This is a genomic window from Kitasatospora sp. NPDC058170 (assembly GCF_042883905.1).
Classification (GTDB): Bacteria; Actinomycetota; Actinomycetes; order Streptomycetales; family Streptomycetaceae; genus Kitasatospora.
This window is the reverse complement of the sequence record NZ_JBHVUV010000004.1, coordinates 18,703-39,085: the sequence shown is the minus strand read 5'-3', so window position 1 is coordinate 39,085 and position 20,383 is coordinate 18,703. Positions and strand designations below refer to the sequence as shown.

At 73.0% G+C, this 20,383-nt stretch carries 15 protein-coding genes; 12 read left to right on the top strand and 3 right to left on the bottom strand.

Annotated features, from left to right (window positions below; translation table 11 throughout):
- The first annotated feature begins 18 nt into the window (after positions 1-18).
- The 3 genes from ACFVVX_RS06285 to ACFVVX_RS06275 all read left to right on the top strand — a co-directional run bounded on the left by ACFVVX_RS06285 (position 19) and on the right by ACFVVX_RS06275 (position 4,772).
- Positions 19-1,479, top strand: coding sequence for a penicillin-binding transpeptidase domain-containing protein (locus ACFVVX_RS06285; RefSeq protein WP_387942511.1), 1,461 nt, complete (start codon positions 19-21; stop codon positions 1,477-1,479).
- A 265-nt stretch (positions 1,480-1,744) separates the two neighbouring features.
- Complete coding sequence (locus tag ACFVVX_RS06280) at positions 1,745-3,232, top strand: amino acid permease (RefSeq protein WP_387941998.1); 1,488 nt, start codon at positions 1,745-1,747, stop codon at positions 3,230-3,232.
- A gap of 124 nt (positions 3,233-3,356) precedes the next feature.
- Positions 3,357-4,772 (top strand): glycosyltransferase 87 family protein, encoded by a 1,416-nt coding sequence (locus tag ACFVVX_RS06275; RefSeq protein WP_387941996.1) that lies wholly within the window; start codon positions 3,357-3,359, stop codon positions 4,770-4,772.
- 42 nt (positions 4,773-4,814) lie between these two features.
- Here the strand turns inward: ACFVVX_RS06275 and ACFVVX_RS06270 are convergent, their stop codons facing one another.
- Positions 4,815-6,590: a penicillin-binding transpeptidase domain-containing protein gene (locus tag ACFVVX_RS06270; RefSeq protein ID WP_387941994.1), complete on the bottom strand. Its 1,776-nt coding sequence runs from the start codon at positions 6,588-6,590 to the stop codon at positions 4,815-4,817.
- A gap of 177 nt (positions 6,591-6,767) precedes the next feature.
- A complete protein-coding gene (locus ACFVVX_RS06265) occupies positions 6,768-8,594 on the bottom strand; it encodes a phospholipid carrier-dependent glycosyltransferase (RefSeq protein ID WP_387941992.1) in 1,827 nt (608 codons plus the stop codon).
- Positions 8,595-8,700: 106 nt separating this feature from the next.
- Here ACFVVX_RS06265 and rsmI point away from each other — a divergent pair, with 106 nt between their 5' ends.
- The 8 genes from rsmI to ACFVVX_RS06225 all read left to right on the top strand — a co-directional run bounded on the left by rsmI (position 8,701) and on the right by ACFVVX_RS06225 (position 17,444).
- Positions 8,701-9,600 (top strand): 16S rRNA (cytidine(1402)-2'-O)-methyltransferase, encoded by a 900-nt coding sequence (gene rsmI / locus ACFVVX_RS06260; protein WP_387941990.1) that lies wholly within the window; start codon positions 8,701-8,703, stop codon positions 9,598-9,600.
- Positions 9,601-9,902: 302 nt separating this feature from the next.
- Positions 9,903-10,328, top strand: coding sequence for a hypothetical protein (locus ACFVVX_RS06255; protein WP_387941988.1), 426 nt, complete (start codon positions 9,903-9,905; stop codon positions 10,326-10,328).
- Positions 10,329-10,438: 110 nt separating this feature from the next.
- Positions 10,439-12,058, top strand: a complete 1,620-nt coding sequence (metG, locus tag ACFVVX_RS06250; protein ID WP_387941986.1) for a methionine--tRNA ligase — start codon at positions 10,439-10,441, stop codon at positions 12,056-12,058.
- Positions 12,058-12,936, top strand: coding sequence for a TatD family hydrolase (locus ACFVVX_RS06245; RefSeq protein ID WP_387941984.1), 879 nt, complete (start codon positions 12,058-12,060; stop codon positions 12,934-12,936). Before metG ends, ACFVVX_RS06245 begins: the two co-directional genes overlap by 1 nt.
- An 83-nt stretch (positions 12,937-13,019) precedes the next feature.
- Complete coding sequence (locus ACFVVX_RS06240) at positions 13,020-13,619, top strand: Uma2 family endonuclease (protein WP_387941982.1); 600 nt, start codon at positions 13,020-13,022, stop codon at positions 13,617-13,619.
- A 28-nt stretch (positions 13,620-13,647) separates the two neighbouring features.
- Positions 13,648-14,529 (top strand): 16S rRNA (adenine(1518)-N(6)/adenine(1519)-N(6))-dimethyltransferase RsmA, encoded by an 882-nt coding sequence (rsmA, locus tag ACFVVX_RS06235; protein ID WP_387941980.1) that lies wholly within the window; start codon positions 13,648-13,650, stop codon positions 14,527-14,529.
- On the top strand, positions 14,526-15,458 hold the full coding sequence (locus ACFVVX_RS06230) for a 4-(cytidine 5'-diphospho)-2-C-methyl-D-erythritol kinase (protein WP_387941978.1): 933 nt from the start codon (positions 14,526-14,528) through the stop codon (positions 15,456-15,458). Before rsmA ends, ACFVVX_RS06230 begins: the two co-directional genes overlap by 4 nt.
- Before the next feature lie 183 nt (positions 15,459-15,641).
- Entirely contained in the window at positions 15,642-17,444 is a 1,803-nt protein-coding gene (locus ACFVVX_RS06225; RefSeq protein ID WP_387941976.1) for an ABC-F family ATP-binding cassette domain-containing protein, read from the top strand.
- A gap of 50 nt (positions 17,445-17,494) precedes the next feature.
- Here ACFVVX_RS06225 and ACFVVX_RS06220 read toward each other — a convergent pair whose 3' ends face one another.
- Positions 17,495-19,429, bottom strand: coding sequence for an FUSC family protein (locus ACFVVX_RS06220; protein WP_387941974.1), 1,935 nt, complete (start codon positions 19,427-19,429; stop codon positions 17,495-17,497).
- Between the two features lie 367 nt (positions 19,430-19,796).
- On the opposite strand from ACFVVX_RS06220, the gene ACFVVX_RS06215 reads away from it, so the two are divergent.
- Positions 19,797-20,369: a hypothetical protein gene (locus ACFVVX_RS06215; protein ID WP_387941972.1), complete on the top strand. Its 573-nt coding sequence runs from the start codon at positions 19,797-19,799 to the stop codon at positions 20,367-20,369.
- Positions 20,370-20,383: the final 14 nt, after the last annotated feature.

Below are 20,383 nucleotides of genomic sequence, written 5' to 3'. Positions count from 1 at the left end.
CCGCAGGGCCTGCCCGGGATCTCCGTCACCGGCCGCCGGGCCGGCACCTTCTGCCTGGTGCTGATCGTGGCGCTGTGCGTCCAGGCCACCCGGGTGCAGGTGTTCCGGGCGAAGGAGCTGAACCACAACGCCGCCAACCAGCGGCTCACCGTCGAACGCTACTCGCAGCCGCGCGGCAACATCCTGGTCGGCTCCGACACCGTCACCGGCTCCACGCCCACCGGCGGACGCTACGACTACAAGCGCACCTACACCGACGGCCCGCTGTACGCCGCCGTCACCGGCTACTCCTCGCAGACCTACGGCAACACCCAGCTGGAGGGGACGGAGGACGAGCTGCTCTCCGGGACCGACAGCCGGCTGGCGAGCTGGGCGGTCTGGGACGCCGTCGCGCGCCGGCAGAACCCGGGCGGCGACGTCTACACCACCATCAACCGGGCCGCCCAGCAGGCCGCCATGCGGGGCCTGGGCGGGCAGCAGGGCGCGGTCGCCGCGATCGAGCCCGCCACCGGCCGCATCCTGGCGCTGGCCAGCACCCCCTCCTACGACCCCGGGTCTTTCGCCGGCACCTCCGCCGCCGACCAGGCGGCCTGGAACAGGCTGCAGGCCGACACCGACCAGCCGATGCTCAACCGGGCGCTGCGCCAGACCTACCCGCCCGGCTCGACCTTCAAGGTGGTCACCGCGGCGGCCGCGCTGGAGAACGGGGTGGTCACCGACATCGACGCGCCGACGGACGCGCCGTACCCGTACGTGCTGCCGGGCACCACCACCCCGCTGGTCAACGACACCTCCGCCTGCGACGAGCCCGGCCAGTCGCTGGACGACGCCATGGTCCGCAGCTGCAACAGCGTCATGGGCTACCTCGGGGTGCAGGTGGGCCTGGACGGGATGGTCGCGATGGCCGGGAACTTCGGCTTCAACGACCCGAAGCTGGACACCCCGGTCCGGGCGGCGCGCTCCAACTTCGACACCGAGATGAACCGGTCGCAGCTCGCGCTCTCCTCGATCGGCCAGTTCGACACCGCGGCCACCCCGCTGGTGATGGCGATGGTCGCGGCCGGGGTCGCCAACGGCGGCACGGTGCTGCGTCCACAGCTTGTGGACAGGCTGACCAGGAGCGACGGCACCACGGTGCAGCTGATGAAGCCCTCGACGTACCGGCAGGCGATGAGCCCGGCGGTGGCGGGGCAGGTGCAGCGGCTGATGACCGACGTGGTGGAGAACGGCACCGGGCGCAACGCCCGGATCGCCGGCGCGGTGGTCGGCGGCAAGACCGGCACCGCCCAGCACGGGGTGGACAACAGCGGCACGCCGTACGCCTGGTTCATCTCCTGGGCGAAGCCCGCCGGCTCGGACCGGGTGCCGCCGGTGGCGGTCGCCGTGGTGATCGCCGACAGTGACGCCACCGATGTCACCGGTGGGGGCCTCGCGGCTCCGATCGCGCGCTCGGTGATGCAGGCGGTTCTCGGTGGTTGAGCCACCCGGATGGCGCTGACCTGCCGCTTAGTCGTTCGACAGGGGATCTGTCGCCTGCGAAGTGTCCGGTTTGTGCCGGGCGGTGCGACGATTCGTACAATGCGCGCGGTGTGACTGTTCGTTTGCGACACTGGTGCTTTCGCGGGGTACTGTCCCATCTTTGTTCGGTTGGTCCCCGATGACACCCCACGGCATCTTTGGTGACCGGCCGCTCTAGGTCCCGTCCGGCCCTAGGACACCCTCCCCCGCCCAGAAGGATCAGGTTTTGGCCAGCAACACCCTCGGCGCGCGTCTGCTGCGGCGCAAGCCCGTATCCACCCTGATCGCCGAGAGCGAGGGCCGCGACGCCCTCCCCGCCGGTGCGCCCGAGGAGGGCGGACGCTCCGGCATCCACCTGCGGCGCTCGATCGGCCTCTGGCAGCTGTCCTCGATCGGCATCGGCGCGACCGTCGGCACCGGGATCTTCTTCGTGCTCAGCACGGCCGTCCCGGAGGCCGGTCCGGCCGTCATCCTGTCCTTCGTGATCGCCGCCATCACCGCCGGGCTCACCGCGCTCTGCTACGCCGAGATGGCCTCCGCGATCCCGGTCTCCGGCTCCTCCTACTCGTACGCCTACGCCACCCTCGGCGAGGGCGTCGCGTTCGGCGTGGGCATCTGCCTGCTGATGGAGTACGGCGTCTCGGCCTCCGCGATCGCGGTGAGCTGGGCCGAGTACCTGAACAAGTTCCTCGACCTGGCCTTCGGGGTGCAGATCCCCGAGGCCGTCTCCGGCGCGCCCGACAGCACCCACTGGTTCAACCTGCCGGCGCTGATCCTGGTCGCGCTGGTCTGCATCCTGCTGATCCGCGGCGTCAGCGAGTCGGTGAAGGTCAACGCGGCGATGGTGGCCGTCAAGATCCTGATCCTGCTGCTCTTCATCGGCGTCGGCCTGACCGGGTTCCACTCCGGCAACCTGACCCCGTTCATGCCGCTGGGCATCGGCGGCGTGCAGGTCGCGGCCTCCAGCATCTTCTTCTCGTTCATCGGCCTGGACGCCGTGTCCACCGCCGGTGAGGAGGTCAAGAACCCGCGGCGCACCCTGCCGCTGGCGATCATCATCTCGCTGGTCGTGGTCACCCTGCTGTACATTCTGGTCGCCCTGGTCGGCATCGGCGCCCAGCCCTGGGAGAAGTTCGACGGCCAGGAGGCCGGCCTCGCCCAGATCCTGCAGGACATCACCGGGCAGAGCTGGCCCGCGATGGTCTTCGCGATCGGCGCGATCATCTCGATCTTCAGCATCACCCTCGTGGTGATCTACGGCCAGACCCGCATCCTGTACTCGATGGGCCGCGACGGCATGCTGCCCAAGCGCTTCGCCCAGCTCTCGCCGCGGACCGGGACCCCGGTCTGGAACACCATCGTGGTCGGCGTGGGCGTCGGACTGCTGGCCGCCTTCATCCCGCTGAACGTCCTGGCCGACATCACCAGCCTCGGCACCCTGATCGCCTTCTCGGTGGTCTCGGTCGGCGTGATCATCCTGCGCCGCACCCAGCCCGACCTGCCGCGCGGCTTCAAGGTGCCCGGCTACCCGGTCGTCCCGCTGATCAGCGTGGGCTTCTGCATCTACCTGATCACCGGTCTGCACGCCGACACCTTCCGGGCCGGTGCGATCGCCCTCGTCGTCGCGCTGGTGGTCTACTTCGGCTACAGCATCAAGCACTCCAAGCTGAACCAGGAGCAGCAGGCCGAGTCGGCCGACGCCCCGAAGGGCTGAGACCCGACCCCCGCTTCGCGGGGCCGCCGGCCGGAACCACGCCCCGGCGGCCCCGCCAAGCCCACCGGACACTCCCTGCCCCGACATGGCGACAGGGCGCGGCCCCCACCCATAACCTTCCTCCATGGTGAGCACCCGCACGCCCGGCCCGTCCCGCCCACGCGGCCGCTTCACCGGCCGTAGCGGCACACCGACCCCGCCCGCGGCGGCCGGTCCGCCGACCAGACGCGAGCGCCTGCGCCGCGGACTGGCACCCCGTCCGTTCCCCCGTCAGCGTGGCGAGGGCCCCCAGCTCCCCCCGCCCGAACGGCTGATGCACGCCCGGCTCGCCTCGCGGCGCTGGGTCCAACTGCTCGGCTGCGCGATCGCGGCGGTCTGGGCGGCCGCCTTCCCCGTCGTCTCCGACCTGCCCAACCAGCGGCTCTGGGGTGCCGTCGCGGCTCCCGCGTACACCCTCGCCGGGCTGCTCTGCCTGGTCCTGCCCCGCCGCTTCGCGGCCCGGGTGGCGGCCGGGGTCGCCCTGCTGGGCGCCGTCCTGGTGCCGCTGGCGATGCTGGCCCTGCAGGGCCGCCACCAGTCCGAGGTGATGGTGGTCGAACGCTCGGCGCACCTGCTGCTCACCACCGGCAGCCCGTACCTGCCGCACCCGGTGGTGGTGACCGACTACAACCCGTACCTGCCGGCGATGACGCTGTTCGGGATGCCGCGCGCCGTGCTGGGCAACGGCGGCCCGGTGGCGCAGCTGCTCGGGGACGCCCGGATCTGGTTCGCGCTGGCCTTCCTGACCTGTCTGCTGGCCAGCTGGCGGCTGCTGCGGCCCTCCCGGGACCGCGCCCCGCTGCTGCCGCTGGCCGTGCTCACCGCGTCGCCCCTGATAGCGCTGGCGCTGGTGGTCGGCGGGGTGGACCTGCCGCTGATCGGGGTCTGCTGTCTGGCCATGGCGCTGGCCGAGCGGGACCGCACGATCCAGGCGGGGCTGGTGCTGGCGCTGGCCTGCACCCTCAAGTGGACGGCCTGGCCGGCGCTGCCGGTGGCCGTGCTGCTGCTCTGGCGGCTCTACGGGCGGCGGCCGGCCGCCCGGGCCGGGCTGACCGCGCTCGGCGCCGGGCTGGCGGTCATCCTGCCGTCCGCGCTGACCCGGGCGGACGCGCTGCGCGAGCAGGTGGTGCGGTTCCCGCTGGGGCTGACCGCGATCCAGACGCCGGCCGGGAGCCCGCTGCCGGGCAAGGTGCTGGCCGGGTTCGGGCCGACCGGGCACACCGTCTCGCTGGCGCTGATGACGGTGGGCGGGATCGGGGTGGCGATCTGGCTGCTGGCCCGTCCGCCGGTCTCCGCGATCGCCGCCGCCGACCTGCTGGCGGCGGGGCTGGCGATCGCGTTCATGCTGGCGCCGGCGGGGCGCTTCGGGTACCTGGCGCTGCCGGTCGTGCTGGTGATCTGGCCCCGGCTGGCGGCCCACCGCTGGAGCGGGCGGCCGCGGATACCGGCGAACTGCCTGCTGGCCCGGGCGGTGCCCACCGTGCCCCTGCCCCGGCGCTGAGCACCGGGGCGGGGGAGGGGCCGGGCCGGTCCCGGCGGCGGGTCAGCGGTTGCCGGCGGCCTTGATGACGGCGGCGACGGCCGGGCCGGCCGCGTCGGCGCCGTGGCCGCCGGCCTGCACCTCGGCGGCGACGGCGATGTTGCCCCGGTAGGCGGTGAACCAGCTGTTGGTGGTGGCCATGCCGGTCACCTCGGCGGAGCCGGTCTTGGCGCCCGCGTTGTCGGAGATCCCGGCCATCGCGGTCTTGGCGGTGCCGTCCTTGGCGGTGGCGGCCATCATCGAGCGCAGCTTGCCCGCGACATCGGGGGCGAGGTTGCGGGCGGCCTTCTGCTGCGGGAGCTCGGCGACCAGGATCGGCTGCTTGAACTCGCCGCTCTGCACCGTGGCGGTGACCGAGGCGATCGCCAGCGGGTTCATCTGGACCTTGCCCTGGCCGATCGACTGCATGGCCTGCTCGTCCTTGTTGGAGCCCGCGTCCGGCACCCGGCCGTCGGTGTTGGGCAGGCCGGTCTTCCACTCCAGGCCGACGCCGAAGACGTCCTTGGCGGTGGCGGAGAGCGTGCCGCCCTTCAGGCTGGCCAGACCCTGGTCGATGAAGGCGGTGTTGCAGGAGATCATGAAGTCCTGCTGGAGGGTGTTGTTCGGGTACACCTCGGTGAAGGAGTTCGGGATCGCCTGCGGGTTGCTGCTCTTGGCCGGGCAGGCCACCACGGTGTCGGTGTTGACCCCGGCCTCCAGCAGGGCGGCCGAGGTGACGATCTTCATCGTGGAGCCGGGGGCGAGCAGGCCGGTGAAGGCCCGGTTCTGACCGGTGGCCGGGGCGTTGGCGAAGGCCAGCACCTGGCCGGTGCTCGGTTCGATGGCGACGATCGAGCCCTGCTTGCCGCCGAGGTCGGCCATCGCCTTCTCGGCGGCGGCCTGCACCGTGTTGTCGATGGTCACCTTGAACGGCTTGGCCGGCTTGGGCTCGACGATGGTGAACAGCTTGTCGGTGGTGCCCTTGCCGGCGGCGTCGGTGATCACCACACCGCTGCCCGCGTCGCTCTGGTCCTTGGTCGGGTCGGACTGGAGGATCTTGCGGGCGTTGTCCTGCAGGGTGGTCAGCAGCGCCTGGGTGATCGAGGCGCCCTGCAGCGGCTTGTTGTTGCGGTCCACCACGTTGCTCGGCGGGGAGAACACCGGCTGGGTGGAGATCACCTCGTTCGGGCCCAGGTGCGGGTGGATCACCGACGGGGCCCAGTGCACGGACGGCGTGTTGTCGCTCATCTTCACGACGCTGAGGAAGCCGTTGTAGTCCCAGGCCTTGTTGGTGCCCTCGAACTCGGCCTTGGCCTTGAAGCCCAGCAGCACGCCGGTCGGGCCCGGGGGCGACGACTCGGTGTCGGTCGGGGCGCCCGTGGCGGCCGGGGTGGTCGGCGTACCGGAGGCCGGGGGCTTGGCGGCGGCCGTCGGCGAGGGGGTGCCGGTGGCCGAGGCGAAGGCCGCCGGGGTCGCCGGACCGGACGGAACCAGGGTCAGCCCGCTCGGCTTGACCTTGTCCTTGAAGTCGGTCAGCGCGGCGGTGGCGGCCGCCGGGTCGTCGGTCAGCGCGGCGGCCTTGGCGATGTCACCGGCGGCCCAGGCGGCCAGGAAGTCCTTGGCCCCGGCCGCGGCCTGCTCGGCACTGGGGGGCTCGGCGACCACCGTGCGGGGCTTCGGGGCCTTGGAGGCGTCGGAGTCGTCGGACCCGCCCACGAGGCTGTAGGCCCCGTAGCCGCCGCCCGCGAGCACGGCGACGGACACGCCGGTGATGATGCCGATCTTCGCGCCTCTGCGCATGGTGCTGCTCCCCCAAGGGTCTGGCGACTGGCCGCAGCCGGAGAAGGGCCGGATACGCGTTCGGGACTCAGGGTAGGCAGACCAGCTCCGTGCGCCGACGAAATGCCGGGGTCTTGTGACGGATCTGGTACGTGTCGCGCACCACGTCCGGACGGATCCGGCCCTCGGGTCCGGCCCTCAGATCCAGCTGTTGAACCACATCCGCTTGCGCCAGTCGTCCATCGGGATCGTCTGCCCCGTGTACAGGGGGTAGAAGAAGAGGAAGTTCCACATGATCAGCAGGATCAGCAGCCCGGCCGCCGCCGAGCCGATGATCCGGCGGTCCCGGGAGGCGTGCGCGGGGCCGATCAGCGCGCCCACCAGCATGGTCACCGCGAGCACCAGGAACGGCACGAAGGCCACCGCGTAGAACAGGAAGATCGTCCGCTGCTGGTAGGCGAACCACGGCAGGTAGCCGGCGGCCAGGCCGCAGAGCACCGCGCCGGCCCGCCAGTCGCGCCGGGCGACCCAGCGCCACAGGCAGTAGGCCAGCGCGACCACGCCCGCCCACCAGAGCAGCGGGGTGCCGATGCCGAGCACCTCGCGGGCGCAGTCGGCCGCGGTGCAGCCGTTCTGGCGGGCCTTCGGGGACTCGTAGAAGAACGAGACGGGCCGGCCCACCAGCAGCCAGCTCCACGGGTTGGACTGGTAGGTGTGCGGGCTGGTCAGGTGGGTGTGGAAGTCGTACACCGTGGAGTGGTAGTGCCACAGCGCGCGCAGGCCCTCGGGGATCCAGGTCGCGCCGTCCCGGCCGACCGCCCAGTCCCGGCCGTAGCCGCCCTTGCCGGGCACGGTGCTGCTGGCGAACCAGCCCCACCAGGAGGTGATGTACACGACCACCGAGACCACGACGATCGACACGAAGGCCGGCACGGTGTCCCGGACCAGCGTCCACAGGTACGGCCGGGGGGCGCCCGCCAGACGGCGCGAGCCGACGTCCCAGAGCACGGTCAGGACGCCGAAGGCCGCCGCCACGTACATCCCGCTCCACTTGGTCGCGCAGGTCAGGCCCACGCAGACGCCGGCGGCGATCCGGTACGGGCGCCAGCCCAGGTTCATCCGCCGGGCGAGCACGGCGTCCTGGACACCGCCGAGGCGGGCGGCGATCCGGGCCCGGGTGTGGTCGCGGTCCAGCAGCAGGCAGCCGAACGCGGCCAGGATCCAGAACATCACCACCAGGTCCAGCAGGGCGGCCCGGCTGAGCACGAAGTGCAGCCCGTCCACCGCCAGCAGCAGGCCGGCCACGCAGCCCAGCAGGGTCGAGCGGAACAGCCGGCGGCCGATCCGGGCCACCATCAGGATGGACAGGGTGCCCAGCAGCGCCACCGCGAAGCGCCAGCCGAAGGGGTTCATCCCGAACAGCTGCTCGCCGAAGCCGATGATCCACTTGCCGACCGGCGGGTGCACCACGTACGAGGCGTCGCCGCGGTAGGGCACCGCCTCGCCGGGCGTCATGATCAGCTGGTTGGCGTTGTCGGACCAGTTGGTCTCGTAGCCGCCGTGCCAGAGCGCGTACGCGTCCTTGGCGTAGTAGGTCTCGTCGAAGATGATCGCGTGCGGCTCGCCGAGGCCGGTGAACCGCAGCGCCCCGCCGAACAGTGCCACCGCCAGCGGCCCCAGCCAGCCCGCCCAGCGGCAGAGCCACGACCAGAGGCCCGCCGGCAGGGCTATGCCGATCCGCAGCAGCAGCGCGGAGGGCTCGACCCGGCGCGGGGTGACCCGCGGGCCGTCCGGCATCGGCGGCACCAGCCGCTCGGCCAGCGGGGCCGGCTCGGGCGCGGAGTAGCCGTGCCGGGCCAGGACGCGCAGCCAGGCCGGGCGCGGCGGCCGCGGCCGGTCGTGCGCGGGCTCGCGCGGGCCCGGGACCGCGGGGGACGGCTGGTCCGTCAGGACCGGCACGCCGACGCCACCCTGCGGGGTGTGGTCTGTACCAGTGGGCGTCTGCGCCGCCGTGTCGCCGTTCATCCGCCACATCGTAGGGGCGTGTGATGAGCGGGTGACGGCTCCCTCCGAAGCTGCCCGAATCGTCACCAAAAGCCCCGGGCCCCCGGAAGCTGCGAGGATGGGGCCCGTGACAGGAGTACTCGTTCTCGCAGGCACCCCCATCGGCGACGTCTCGGACGCCCCGCCCCGACTGCTCACCGAGCTGGCCACCGCGGATGTGATCGCCGCCGAGGACACCCGGCGGCTGCGCCGGCTCACCCAGGCGCTCGGGGTGGCCCCGACCGGCCGGGTGCTCTCCTACTTCGAGGGCAACGAGGTCGGCCGGACCCCGGAACTGGTCGAGGCACTGCTCGGCGGCGCCCGGGTGCTGCTGGTGACCGACGCCGGGATGCCCTCCGTCTCGGACCCGGGCTACCGGCTGGTCGCCGCCGCGGTGGTCGCCGGGATCAAGGTGACCGCCGTACCCGGCCCGTCCGCCGTGCTCACCGCGCTCGCGCTGTCCGGCCTGCCGGTGGACCGCTTCACCTTCGAGGGCTTCCTGCCGCGCAAGACCGGGGACCGGGCCCGCCAGCTCGCCTCGGTCGCCGACGAGCCGCGCACCATGGTCTTCTTCGAGGCCCCGCACCGGATCGCGGAGGCGCTGGCCGCGATGGCCGAGGCGTTCGGCGCCGAGCGGCCGGCGGCCGTCTGCCGCGAGCTGACCAAGACCTACGAGGAGGTCAAGCGCGGCCCGATCGGGGAGCTGGCGACCTGGGCCGCCGAGGGGGTCAGGGGCGAGATCACCGTGGTGGTCGCGGGTGCCCCGCCGGCCGGTCCGACGGAGCTGACCCCGGCCGAGCTGGCCCGCCGGGTGGCCGTCCGGGAGGAGGCGGGAGAGCGCCGCAAGGAGGCCATCGCGGCCGTGGCGGCCGAGCTGGCGCTGCCCAAGCGGGAGGTGTTCGACGCGGTCGTCGCGGCCAAGAACGAGGCGAAGGACGGCGCGGCGAGCGTGGCGAAGGGCGGAGCGGCGAGCGGGGCCGCGCAGTAGGTCCGCGGCCGGGGCCGGGAGGCGGCGCGGGAACCGGTGGGGGAGGCGGCCCTGAAAAGCGGGTGAAAACCGGGGGTGCCGGGCCCGACGGGGGCGCGTACCTTGGAGAGAAGGCCCGGGCTAAACGCCCGCTGAGCTGAAGCTTTGGTCGCGCTTTCCGGACAGGAACCCACCTTTCGTATAGGGATTCCCAACCCGCGTCCAAGTCTTCACAAGACGGGTATCGGCCGGGGCGGTTCGGGCATTTCCTGGGATGGAAAGACCCAGCCGGGCGAGCGTCCGGCGGGCGCTGGGAGACGGCTATGAGCGAGACGATCGGTAGCCCCCTCGGTGGTAACGCGCTGAGCGACCCCGGCCCGGTGGGCCGGGCGCACACTCCCGTCGAGACCGTCCGGGAGGCCTACTCCTTCGCGTGCCTGAGCTGTGGGTACGGGTGGGAGCAGGCGTACGACATCGAGCACCACGCGGCCCGGGACGGGCACGTCGTGATCGAGTACCACGCCAACGGTGTCCGGGTGCCGTCCCCGCTGCTCAAGCCGACCTGCCCGGGCTGCGGCGGGCACACCGTCCGGATCATGCGCGAGGGCCGGGTGGCCATCGCGGACCAGTCCTGGCACCACGCCCCCGGCTTCCCGGCGCACGCCGAGCCGGCCGACGCCCCGGCGGCGGCGCGGCCCGACCGGCCGCGCGGACGCTGGGCCCGGATCTGGTCGCGACTGGTGGGCTGAGCACCGGCCGGAGGCCGCCCGCCGCCCCGGCGCGAACGACCGCCGGCACCGAGCCGCCCCCGAAGTAATCGGTCGAGGGCGGCCCGTGCGCGCGACTAAGCTTTCCGACCATGGCGGCCACTGCAGAACACAGCACCACCGGGGACCAGACCCCGGCGTACTACGTTTCGACCCCGATCTACTACGTCAACGATCGCCCGCACCTCGGCCACGCGTACACCACCGTGGCGGGCGACGTCCTCACCCGCTGGCACCGCCAGCGCGGCGAGAAGGTCTGGTACCTGACCGGCACCGACGAGCACGGTCAGAAGATCCTGCGCACCGCCGAGGCCAACGGCGTCAGCCCGCAGGAGTGGTGCGACAAGCTGGTCGAGGAGGAGTGGAAGCCGCTCTGGGAGCACCTGGAGATCGCCAACGACGACTTCATCCGGACCACCCAGCAGCGGCACACCGACCGGGTGCAGGAGTTCGTCCAGGACCTCTACGACAAGGGCGAGATCTACAAGGGCGGCTACTCCGGCCCGTACTGCGTCGGCTGCGAGGAGTACAAGCTCCCCGGTGAGCTGCTGGACGGCGCCACCGAGGACGAGAAGCTCTGCCCGGTCCACAAGCGGCCGGTCGAGTGGCTGGAGGAGGAGAACTACTTCTTCCGCCTCTCCGCGTACGGCCCGAAGCTGCTGGAGTTCTACGCCGCCAACCCGGACTTCATCCAGCCCGCCGCGGCCCGCAACGAGGTGCTGCGCTTCGTCGAGCAGGACCTCAAGGACCTCTCGATCTCCCGCTCCACCTTCAACTGGGGCGTGCCGCTGCCCTGGGACGAGAAGCACGTCCTGTACGTGTGGGTGGACGCGCTGCAGAACTACATCACCGCGGCCGGCTACGGCAGCGACCCGGAGCGGTTCGCCGAGCTGTGGCCCGCCTCGGTGCACCTGGTCGGCAAGGACATCCTGCGGTTCCACGCGGTGATCTGGCCGGCCATGCTGATGGCCGCCGGCGTGCCGCTGCCCAAGCGGGTCGTCGCCAACGGCTGGCTGATGGTCGGCGGCGAGAAGATGTCCAAGTCCAACCTGACGGGCATCTCCCCGACCGACCTGACCTCGCACTTCGGCGTGGACGCGTACCGCTACTACTTCCTGCGGGCGATCCCGTTCGGCACCGACGGCTCCTTCTCCTGGGAGGACTTCACCGCCCGGTACACCTCGGAGCTGGCCAACGACTTCGGCAACCTCGCCTCACGGGTGGCGGCCATGGTCGGCAAGTACTTCGACGGCGCGCTGCCGGCCTCGGCCGACCACGGTGACGCCGAGCAGGCCGTCGCCGACGGGCTCACCGCCGCGGCCGCCACCGCCGACCGGAAGATCGGCGAGGAGCTGGACTTCGCCGGCGGCCTCGCGGCGGTCTTCGAGTTCGTCAAGCAGGTCAACGGCTACCTCACCGAGCAGCAGCCGTGGAAGGTGGCCAAGGACGACTCCGAGGAGGGCCGCGCCCGCCTCGCGACCATCCTCTACACCGCCGCCGAGGCGCTGCGGGCCACCGCGGTGCTGCTCAACCCGGTGATGCCGAGCACCGCCGAGAAGCTCTGGACCTCGCTGGGGGCCGCCGAGGGCCTCGGCGAGCTGTCCGCGCAGACCATCGCCACCGTGGCCGACTGGGGCCGGCTTCCCGCCGGTGCCACCGTCACCAAGGGCGACATCCTGTTCCCGCGCCTGGAAGAGAAGCCGGCCTCCTGATGCCGAAGAAGGACGACGACCGGTCGACCCCACCGCCGCTGCCCGCCCCGCTGGCGGTGGCGGTGGCCGACTCGCACACCCACCTGGACATGCAGTCCGGCACCCCCGAGGAGGGCCTGGCCCGCGCCGCCTCGGTCGGGGTCACCACCGTCGTCCAGGTCGGCTGCGACGTGCCCGGCTCGCGCTGGGCCGCCGAGCTGGCGGCCCGGTTCGAGCAGGTGCACGCGGCCGTCGCGCTGCACCCCAACGAGGCGCCCCGGATCTTCCTGGGCGACCCGGACGGCTGGTCCGGGCAGCAGCGGCCGGCGGGCGGGCAGGGCGCGCTGGACGCGGCCCTCGCCGAGATCGACGCGCTCGCCGCGCTGCCGCAGGTGGTCGCCGTCGGCGAGACCGGCCTGGACTACTTCCGGACCGGTCCCGAGGGCGTGGAGATCCAGAAGGAGTCGTTCCGCCGCCACATCGAGATCGCCAAGCGGCACGGCAAGGCCCTGGTGATCCACGACCGGGACGCCCACGAGGACGTCATCGCCGTCCTGCTGGCGGAGGGCGCCCCCGAGCGCACCGTCTTCCACTGCTACTCCGGCGACGCCGAGATGGCCAAGGTCTGCGCCGAGCACGGCTGGTACCTCTCCTTCGCCGGGCCGGTCACCTTCAAGGCCAACCAGCCGCTGCGCGACGCGCTCGCGGCCACCCCGCTCGACCGCGTCCTGGTCGAGACCGACGCGCCCTTCCTCACCCCGCACCCGTACCGCGGTCGGCCCAACGCCCCGTACCTGATCCCGGTCACGGTGCGGTCGATGGCCGACACGCTCGGCCTGCACGAGGACGAGCTGGCCACCGCCATCGCGGCGAACACGGCGCGGGCCTTCGGGTACTGAGCCGGGCGGCCCCGCCGGTCGAACGAACGTCGGGGAGTGCAGGAACGGTTCGGCACTCCACCGGCGCTCCTAGGCTGGCTAGCATGAGTGCAGTGAGGGAGGTGGCGATGACCGCCGAGCTGATCGACTGGATGCATCCGCCGTCCCAGGGCTGGACGTACGAGCAGGTCAAGGACCTCGACCTGCCGTTCGAATGGGATCTGGTGGACGGAGTCGTCGTGGTCCGGGGGCAGACGAATCAGTGGCACGACCAGGTGCGGGACCGGCTGTTCATGGCCGTGTTCAACGCACGGGTCGCGCCGTACGCGGCGAACGTCGAACGCTGTGTCCTGCTCGACGAGGACAACACGACCAAGCCGGACGTGGTGGTCTTCGACAAGACCGGTGTCGACGTCTTCGAGCTGGAGTGCCTCCCGCCCGGGGCCGTCGTGCTCACGGTGGAGGTGGTCTCGCCCGGTACACGGGCCGCGGACCGGTTCCGCAAGCCCGGGCAGTACGCCGAGGCCGGCATCCCGTACTACTGGCGGGTCGAGCGCGGCCTGGACAACCTCCCGATCGTCCACGAGTTCCACCGGGACGAGGAGAAGGGCGTCTACCTGCCAGTCGCCCAGCACGAAGGGGTGCTGCGGACGTCCGTGCCCTACCCCGTGGAGATCGACCTCGCGGCGGTCGTCGAACTCTGAGCGGCCGCCGCGCCCGTATCCTTGGCGCGTGAGCACCACCGACCCCACCCCTGACAGCCATCTGCTCGGCGCCGCGGACATCCGGGCACTGGCGGACGCGTTCGGCGTGAAGCCGACCAAGCAGCGCGGGCAGAACTTCGTCATCGACGGCAACACCGTGCGCCGGATCGTCCGGGCGGGCGGGGTGACGGCCGAGGACTCCGTCGTGGAGGTCGGCCCCGGGCTCGGCTCGCTGACGCTGGGGCTGCTGGAGGTCGCGCGGCACGTCACCGCCGTCGAGATCGACCCGGTGCTCGCGCGGCACCTGCCGGACACCGTCGCCGCCCGGATGCCCGACCGGGCCGACGCCTTCGACCTGGTGTTCGGCGACGCCATGGAGGTCACCGAGCTGCCCGGCCCCGCGCCGACCGCGCTGGTCGCCAACCTCCCCTACAACGTGGCCGTCCCCGTCCTGCTGCACATGCTGGCGACCTTCCCCACCATCGAGCGCACCCTGGTGATGGTGCAGAGCGAGGTCGCCGACCGGCTCGCCGCCAAGCCCGGCAACAAGGTGTACGGCGTCCCCTCGGTCAAGGCGAACTGGTACGCCGACGTCAAGCGGGCCGGTGCCATCGGCCGCAACGTGTTCTGGCCCGCCCCGAACGTCGACTCCGGGCTGGTCTCGCTGATCCGCCACGAGCCGCCGAAGACCACGGCCAGCCGTAAGGAGGTGTTCGCGGTGGTTGACGCCGCGTTCGCCCAGCGCCGCAAGACCCTGCGCGCCGCGCTGTCCGGCTGGGCCGGCTCCCCGGCCGGGGCCGAGCAGGCGCTCGCCGCCGCCGGGATCGACCACAAGCTGCGCGGCGAGATGCTGACGGTGGAACAGTTCGCCGCGATCGCCGAGCACAAACCAGCGAAGGACACCGAGTGAGCATCACCGTGCGCGTCCCCGCCAAGGTCAACGTGCAGCTGGGAGTCGGCGGACTGCGCGCCGACGGGTTCCACGACCTGGCCAACGTGTTCTTCGCGGTCGCCCTCGGCGACGAGGTCACGGCGGCGGCCGGGGAGCCCGGCACGGGGATCACCCTCACCTGCTCCGGCCCGGACGCGGCCGCCGTCCCGCTCGACGGCACCAACCTCGCCGCCCGCGCGGCCGGGCTGCTCGCCGCCCACCACGGCCTCGCCGCACCCGACGTCCGCCTGCACATCGCCAAGGCCATCCCGGTGGCCGGCGGCATGGCCGGCGGCAGCGCCGACGGCGCGGCCGCGCTCGTCGCCTGCGACGCCCTCTGGGGACTGCGGACGCCGGCCGAGGTCCTGCTGGAACTGGCCGCCGAACTCGGCTCCGACGTGCCGTTCGCCCTGTTCGGCGGCGTCGCGCTGGGCCGCGGCCGCGGGGAGCTCCTGGAGGCGCTGCCGGTCGGCGGGACCTTCCACTGGGTGTTCGCCGTCGCCGACGGCGGGCTGTCCACCCCGGCCGTGTTCCGTGAGTGCGACCGCCTGCGCGAGGAGGCCGGTACCGGCTCCTCGGACACCGACGTCCGCACCCCCGACGCCGACCCCGGCCTGCTCGCCGCCCTGGCCGGGGGCGACGCCGTCGCCCTCGCCGGCGCGCTCGCCAACGACCTGCAGCCGGCCGCCCTCTCGCTGCGGCCCGCGCTCGCGGACACCCTGCGGGCGGGCACCGAGGCCGGGGCGATCGGGGCCCTGGTCTCCGGCTCCGGCCCGACCTGCGCCTTCCTCGCCAAGGACGCCGACTCCGCCGCCGCGGTCGCCGAGGCGCTGCGGCGGTCCGGCACCTGCCGCACCGCGCACGCGACCCACGGGCCGGTGCCGGGGGCCGAGGTGCTCGGCGGCTGAGGCAGTCGGGGGGCGGCGCGGTCGGACGGTTGCGGCCGGGTCGGGCGGAGGGGCCGGGCGGAGGGGTCGGGCCGGGGCGGCCCGGGCGGCGGAGCGCTCGGCGGCCGGGGTGAGGGCGGGCCCACTAGGCTGGGGAGATCGGGGCCTTCCCCGAGAACGTCGAACCCCAGGAGCGCAGCACACGTGGCCGTCAACCTCGCCACCATCGAGTCCGTCACGAAGGTCTACGGCACCCGGGCCCTTCTCGACGGGGTCAGCCTCGGCGTCAGTGAGGGGGACCGGATCGGCGTCGTCGGACGCAACGGCGACGGCAAGACCACCCTGATCCGCATGCTCGCCAAGCTGGAGGAGCCGGACGGCGGGCGGATCACCCACGTCGGCGGGGTGGAGATGGCCGTCCTCACCCAGCACGACTCGCTCGACCCGAAGGCCACCATCCGGCACGAGGTGATCGCCGGCCGCGCCGACCACGAGTGGCTCGGCGACGCCCGGATCCGCGACATCATCGAGGGCCTCTTCGGCGGTCTCGACCTGCCCGGCTTCGCCGACGGCCTGGACACCGTGATCGGCCCGCTCTCCGGTGGCGAGCGCCGCCGGATCGCGCTGGCCAAGCTGCTGCTCGGCTCGCCCGACCTGATCGTCCTCGACGAGCCCACCAACCACCTCGACGTCGAGGGCATCGCCTGGCTCGCCAAGCACCTCCAGGCCCGGCGCTCGGCCCTCGTCTGCGTCACCCACGACCGCTGGTTCCTCGACCAGGTCTGCACCCGGATGTGGGACGTCCAGAACGGCTCCGTGCACGAGTACGAGGGCGGCTACTCCGACTACGTCTTCGCCCGCGCCGAGCGCACCCGGATCGAGGCCACCGAGGAGCAGAAGCGCCAGAACCTGGCCCGTAAGGAGCTCGCCTGGCTGCGCCGCGGCGCACCCGCCCGCACCTCCAAGCCGCGCTACCGGATCGAGGCCGCCAACGCCCTGATCGCCGACGTGCCGGAGCCGCGGGACAAGAGCGAGCTGATGAAGTTCGCCAACGCCCGGCTCGGGCGGACCGTCTTCGAGCTGGAGGGCGTCACGGTCAAGGCCGGCCCCAAGCTGCTGCTGGAGAACCTCACCTGGCAGCTCGGCCCCGGCGAGCGGATCGGCCTGCTCGGCGTCAACGGCGCCGGCAAGACCTCGCTGCTGCGCGCGCTGCGCGACGCGTACGCCTCGGAGGGGGACGTGCAGCCCGTCTCCGGCGTGATCAAGGTCGGCAAGACGGTACGCCTCGCCTACCTCTCCCAGGAGGTCGTCGAGCTGGACCCGGCCACCCGGGTGCTGCAGGCCGTGGAGCAGGTGCGCTCGCGGGTCGACCTCGGCAAGGGCCGGGAGATGAGCGCCGGCCAGCTGTGCGAGCAGTTCGGCTTCGGCAAGGACAAGCAGTGGACGCCGGTGGGCGACCTGTCCGGTGGCGAGCGGCGCCGACTGCAGCTGCTGCGGCTGCTGATGGACGAGCCGAACGTGCTGTTCCTCGACGAGCCGACCAACGACCTGGACATCGAGACGCTCAACCAGCTGGAGGACCTGCTCGACGGCTGGCCCGGCTCGATGATCGTGATCAGCCACGACCGCTTCTTCATCGAGCGGACCACGGACGTCGTGCACGCCCTGCTCGGCGACAAGAAGATGCGGATGCTGCCGAACGGCGTCGACGAGTACCTGGAGCGGCGGGCCCGGATGGCCGCGGTGGCGGCGCCGGCGGCGCCCGCCCCGGTGGCGGAGTCCGCGGGGATGTCGGCCGGGGACGTGCGGGCGGCGAAGAAGGAGATGCAGAAGCTGGAGCGCCAGATCGCCAAGCTGGACGAGAAGGAGTCCAAGCTGCACAGCCAGCTCGCCGAGCACGCCGCCGACTTCTCCAAGGTCGCCGAGCTGGACACGCAGCTGCGCGGCGTCCGGGAGGAGAAGGAGGAGCTGGAGATGAGCTGGATGGAGCTGGCCGAGCAGGTCTGAGGACCGCGCGGGCCTCTGGACCGCCCCCGGTCCTGCTCTCTGGTCCGCCCTCAGTTCCGCAGGAGCGTTTCGAGTTCGTCCGCCGCACGGCCCAGCGCACTGCGCGCCGGGTCGTGCGGCCGGGTCGGGCGGGCCGCGGACCGGGTCGGCGGGTGGTGCTCGCGGGCGGCCCGGGTGAGCTCGTCCAGGGCCCGCCGGACCCGGGCCACCTCGACCGGGTCGGGCACCCGGCCGCCGTACCGGATCTGTGCCGCGTGGGCCGCCACCGCGCCGCTGAGGCGTTCCAGCGCTGCGGTCGCCGGCAGCCACTGCTCGGCCAGCCGCCCGGTCGGCGGCGGTTCGCTGAGCCCGTGCTGCACCTCCTGGCGGGCGTCCGCCAGCGCCCGGTACGCGGTGCGGCGCAACCAGACCTCGGCGACCGGTTCGGCGGCCCCGGTGGCCCCGGCGTCCTCGGCGGCCCGGGTGACGGAGGAGAGGTAGGACTGGAGGGCGGTGGTCGCGTCCACCAGCCGGGGTTCGATCCGGTGGCGCGGGCGTTCGGGCCAGAGCAGGCAGCCGAAGAGCAGCACGACGGCGCTGGCGAGCGCGGTGTCCAGCACCCGGGGCCAGAACTCGGCCGCGCCGCTCCGACCGCCCAGCTGCAGCAGGATCAGGGCCATCGGCGTCATGGCGACGGTGTTCAGGCCGTAGTGCGCCGCCGTGACATAGGGGAGAAGCGCCACGCAGAGCGCGGCGACGGCGGTCAGCGCCCACGCGTCGGTGGTGGCCGACAGCACGGCCGCCGTGACCGCCACACCGAGGACCGTGCCGATCGAGCGGCTGACCGCGCGCAGGAAGACCGAGCCGAGATCCGGCTTGAGGACGAAGGCGATCGTCATCGGCACCCAGTAGCTCCTGCTGAGCGGGAGCGCGGCCGTGACGGCCGCGCCCACCGCGATGCAGAGCGCCACCCGCAGGCCGTACCGGACCGAGCCGCAGGAGAGCAGCCGGACCCGGAGGCGCCAGGGATCCGGGGGCGGTGGCGGCGCGGTGCCGAGCCCCGCCTCCCGGCCGGCCACCGTCTCGGCGGCGGCGCGCAGGGCCGCGTCCAGGGCCCGGCGGGACGGCGTGTCCGGCTGCCAGTCGGGCACGGCCACCTCGCCGCCACCGCGCTCCACCGCACGGGCCAGCAGGCCGGGAACGGCGGCGACCTCGGGCGGGACGGGCCGCCGGGCCCAGAGCAGCCCGCTGGCCGCCTCGGTGGCGGCCAGCGCCGCCGCGTACACGCGTCGGAGCCCGGCGGTGCGGGGCGGCTCGGCTCCGCGGGGGCGGGGGAGCAGGTCCTGGACCTGGTTCAGACGGGCCGTCAGCACCTGGCGGGAGGAGGCGCCGCGCGGCGAGCCGAGATCGGCGAGGGTGCGTCCGAGTGCGTCGTACGCGGCGGCCAGGGCGCGGGTGCGCGGGTCGGCGCGCGGGCGGCGGTAGCTGCGGCGGGGCAGGCCGAGCACGATCACGAGCGCCGCCCCGGCCAGCATCGTCGGCGCCGCGGCCCACCACGGGCTCGGCAGCGGCATGCCGCTGCCGAGCGCGGCGGAGACGAGGAGCAGCATGCCCGCCGCCGAGCCGCGCGGGCCGGTGGCGCTCAGTGCGCCGGAGGCGAAGGCGGTGAGGGTGAGGGCGGCGGCGACGGGGAGGGTGGTGCCGGTGCCGGGGAGAGAGGCCTTTTGGAGGGCGGTGCCGATCAGCATGCCGAGGGCGGAGGCGAGTACCGCGGAGGCGATCCGCGGCGCGCGCAGGCGGGTCGGCTCGATCCGGTCGTTCATGGTGGCGTGCATCGCGCCGAGGCCTGCGAAGACGCCGAGGTCCAGGCGGTCGGTGAGCAGCCCGAGCGCCAGCGGTGCCGCCATGCCGACGGCCGCGCGGAGCATCAGGGCGAGCGGGAGCGGCGGCCGGGCCGGGCGGGCCGCCCTGGCCCACCAGGGGGTGCTTGACTGCCCGGGTGACACCTGATCACGTCCGTTCCGCTGCAGGCCGCCCGTGCGGGTGAACGGGGCGGTGGTCGCTGCTGTGCGACATTGCGCGGCAGATGAGGTCGTACCGGGCTGAACCGGACCGGGCCAGTCTAGCCGGTGGGCCGGGTCGGCCTCCGGGCCCGGCGGTACGTGTCAAGTTCGTACCGATCGGGCTCGGTCGCGGCAAGGGCCCTGCCCGTCCGTCAGGGGCGGTGGCTACGATGGTCGTGGCGGCGGCTGTCCCACAGGGCGGACGGTGCGCCGAGTAGGACTGTACGACCGAGAAGTTGACGGTGTGTTGCGGTGCGGTGGCCGGGGTGTCTCCCGGGGCGCGTCGCACACGGGGGAAGAGGGGATTGCGGTGGCAGACGCGGCTCAGAGCGGCGGCGCGGCGGGGACGACGGACGGCACGGTGACGCCGCCTCTGGACGACACGCCGTTTGTGCTCAGCACCGGGGGCGGCATCTTCGGCTTCGTCCAGAGCGCGATCGGTGCGGTCCAGACGGACGTGAGCGCCTCGGCGCTGGTGTCCGCCTTCGGGAGCAAGAACGTCCAGATCGAGCTGGAGACCCTGACCGCCTTCAAGAAGAAGGTCGACGCGCTGCTGGCCTCCCTTGAGGGGTCGGATGCGGCCAAGGACAAGATCGCGGAGCAGAGGCTCAGCGCGGGGAACCTCGGGACGGGGTTCGCCGAGTCCACGGACCTGATGGCCGCGTACGACAAGACGCATGCGGCGATCGCCCAGCTGTCGAAGAGCTTCGCCGAGCAGATCGCGAAGATGAGCGAAGCGGTCGCGCAGACGGCGGTCAACTACGGGAGCAACGAGGAGCACCAAACCGCCGCCTCGAAGGCCGTCGCCAAGAACGCGGGCACCTACACCCCGTCGGCGGGGCCGAACGGGCCGGCGCCGAGTACGGGCGGCGGCACTTTCTGATGGTGGTCCAGGAA

Bases quoted from the DNA above. Each gene is read 5' to 3' on its own strand.
- ACFVVX_RS06275 (WP_387941996.1), top strand. From the start codon at position 3,357: ATGGTGAGCACCCGCACGCCCGGCCCGTCCCGCCCACGCGGCCGCTTC.
- ACFVVX_RS06270 (WP_387941994.1), bottom strand. From the start codon at position 6,590: ATGCGCAGAGGCGCGAAGATCGGCATCATCACCGGCGTGTCCGTCGCC.
- ACFVVX_RS06265 (WP_387941992.1), bottom strand. From the start codon at position 8,594: ATGAACGGCGACACGGCGGCGCAGACGCCCACTGGTACAGACCACACC.
- ACFVVX_RS06255 (WP_387941988.1), top strand. From the start codon at position 9,903: ATGAGCGAGACGATCGGTAGCCCCCTCGGTGGTAACGCGCTGAGCGAC.
- metG (WP_387941986.1), top strand. From the start codon at position 10,439: ATGGCGGCCACTGCAGAACACAGCACCACCGGGGACCAGACCCCGGCG.
- ACFVVX_RS06245 (WP_387941984.1), top strand. From the start codon at position 12,058: ATGCCGAAGAAGGACGACGACCGGTCGACCCCACCGCCGCTGCCCGCC.
- ACFVVX_RS06240 (WP_387941982.1), top strand. From the start codon at position 13,020: ATGAGTGCAGTGAGGGAGGTGGCGATGACCGCCGAGCTGATCGACTGG.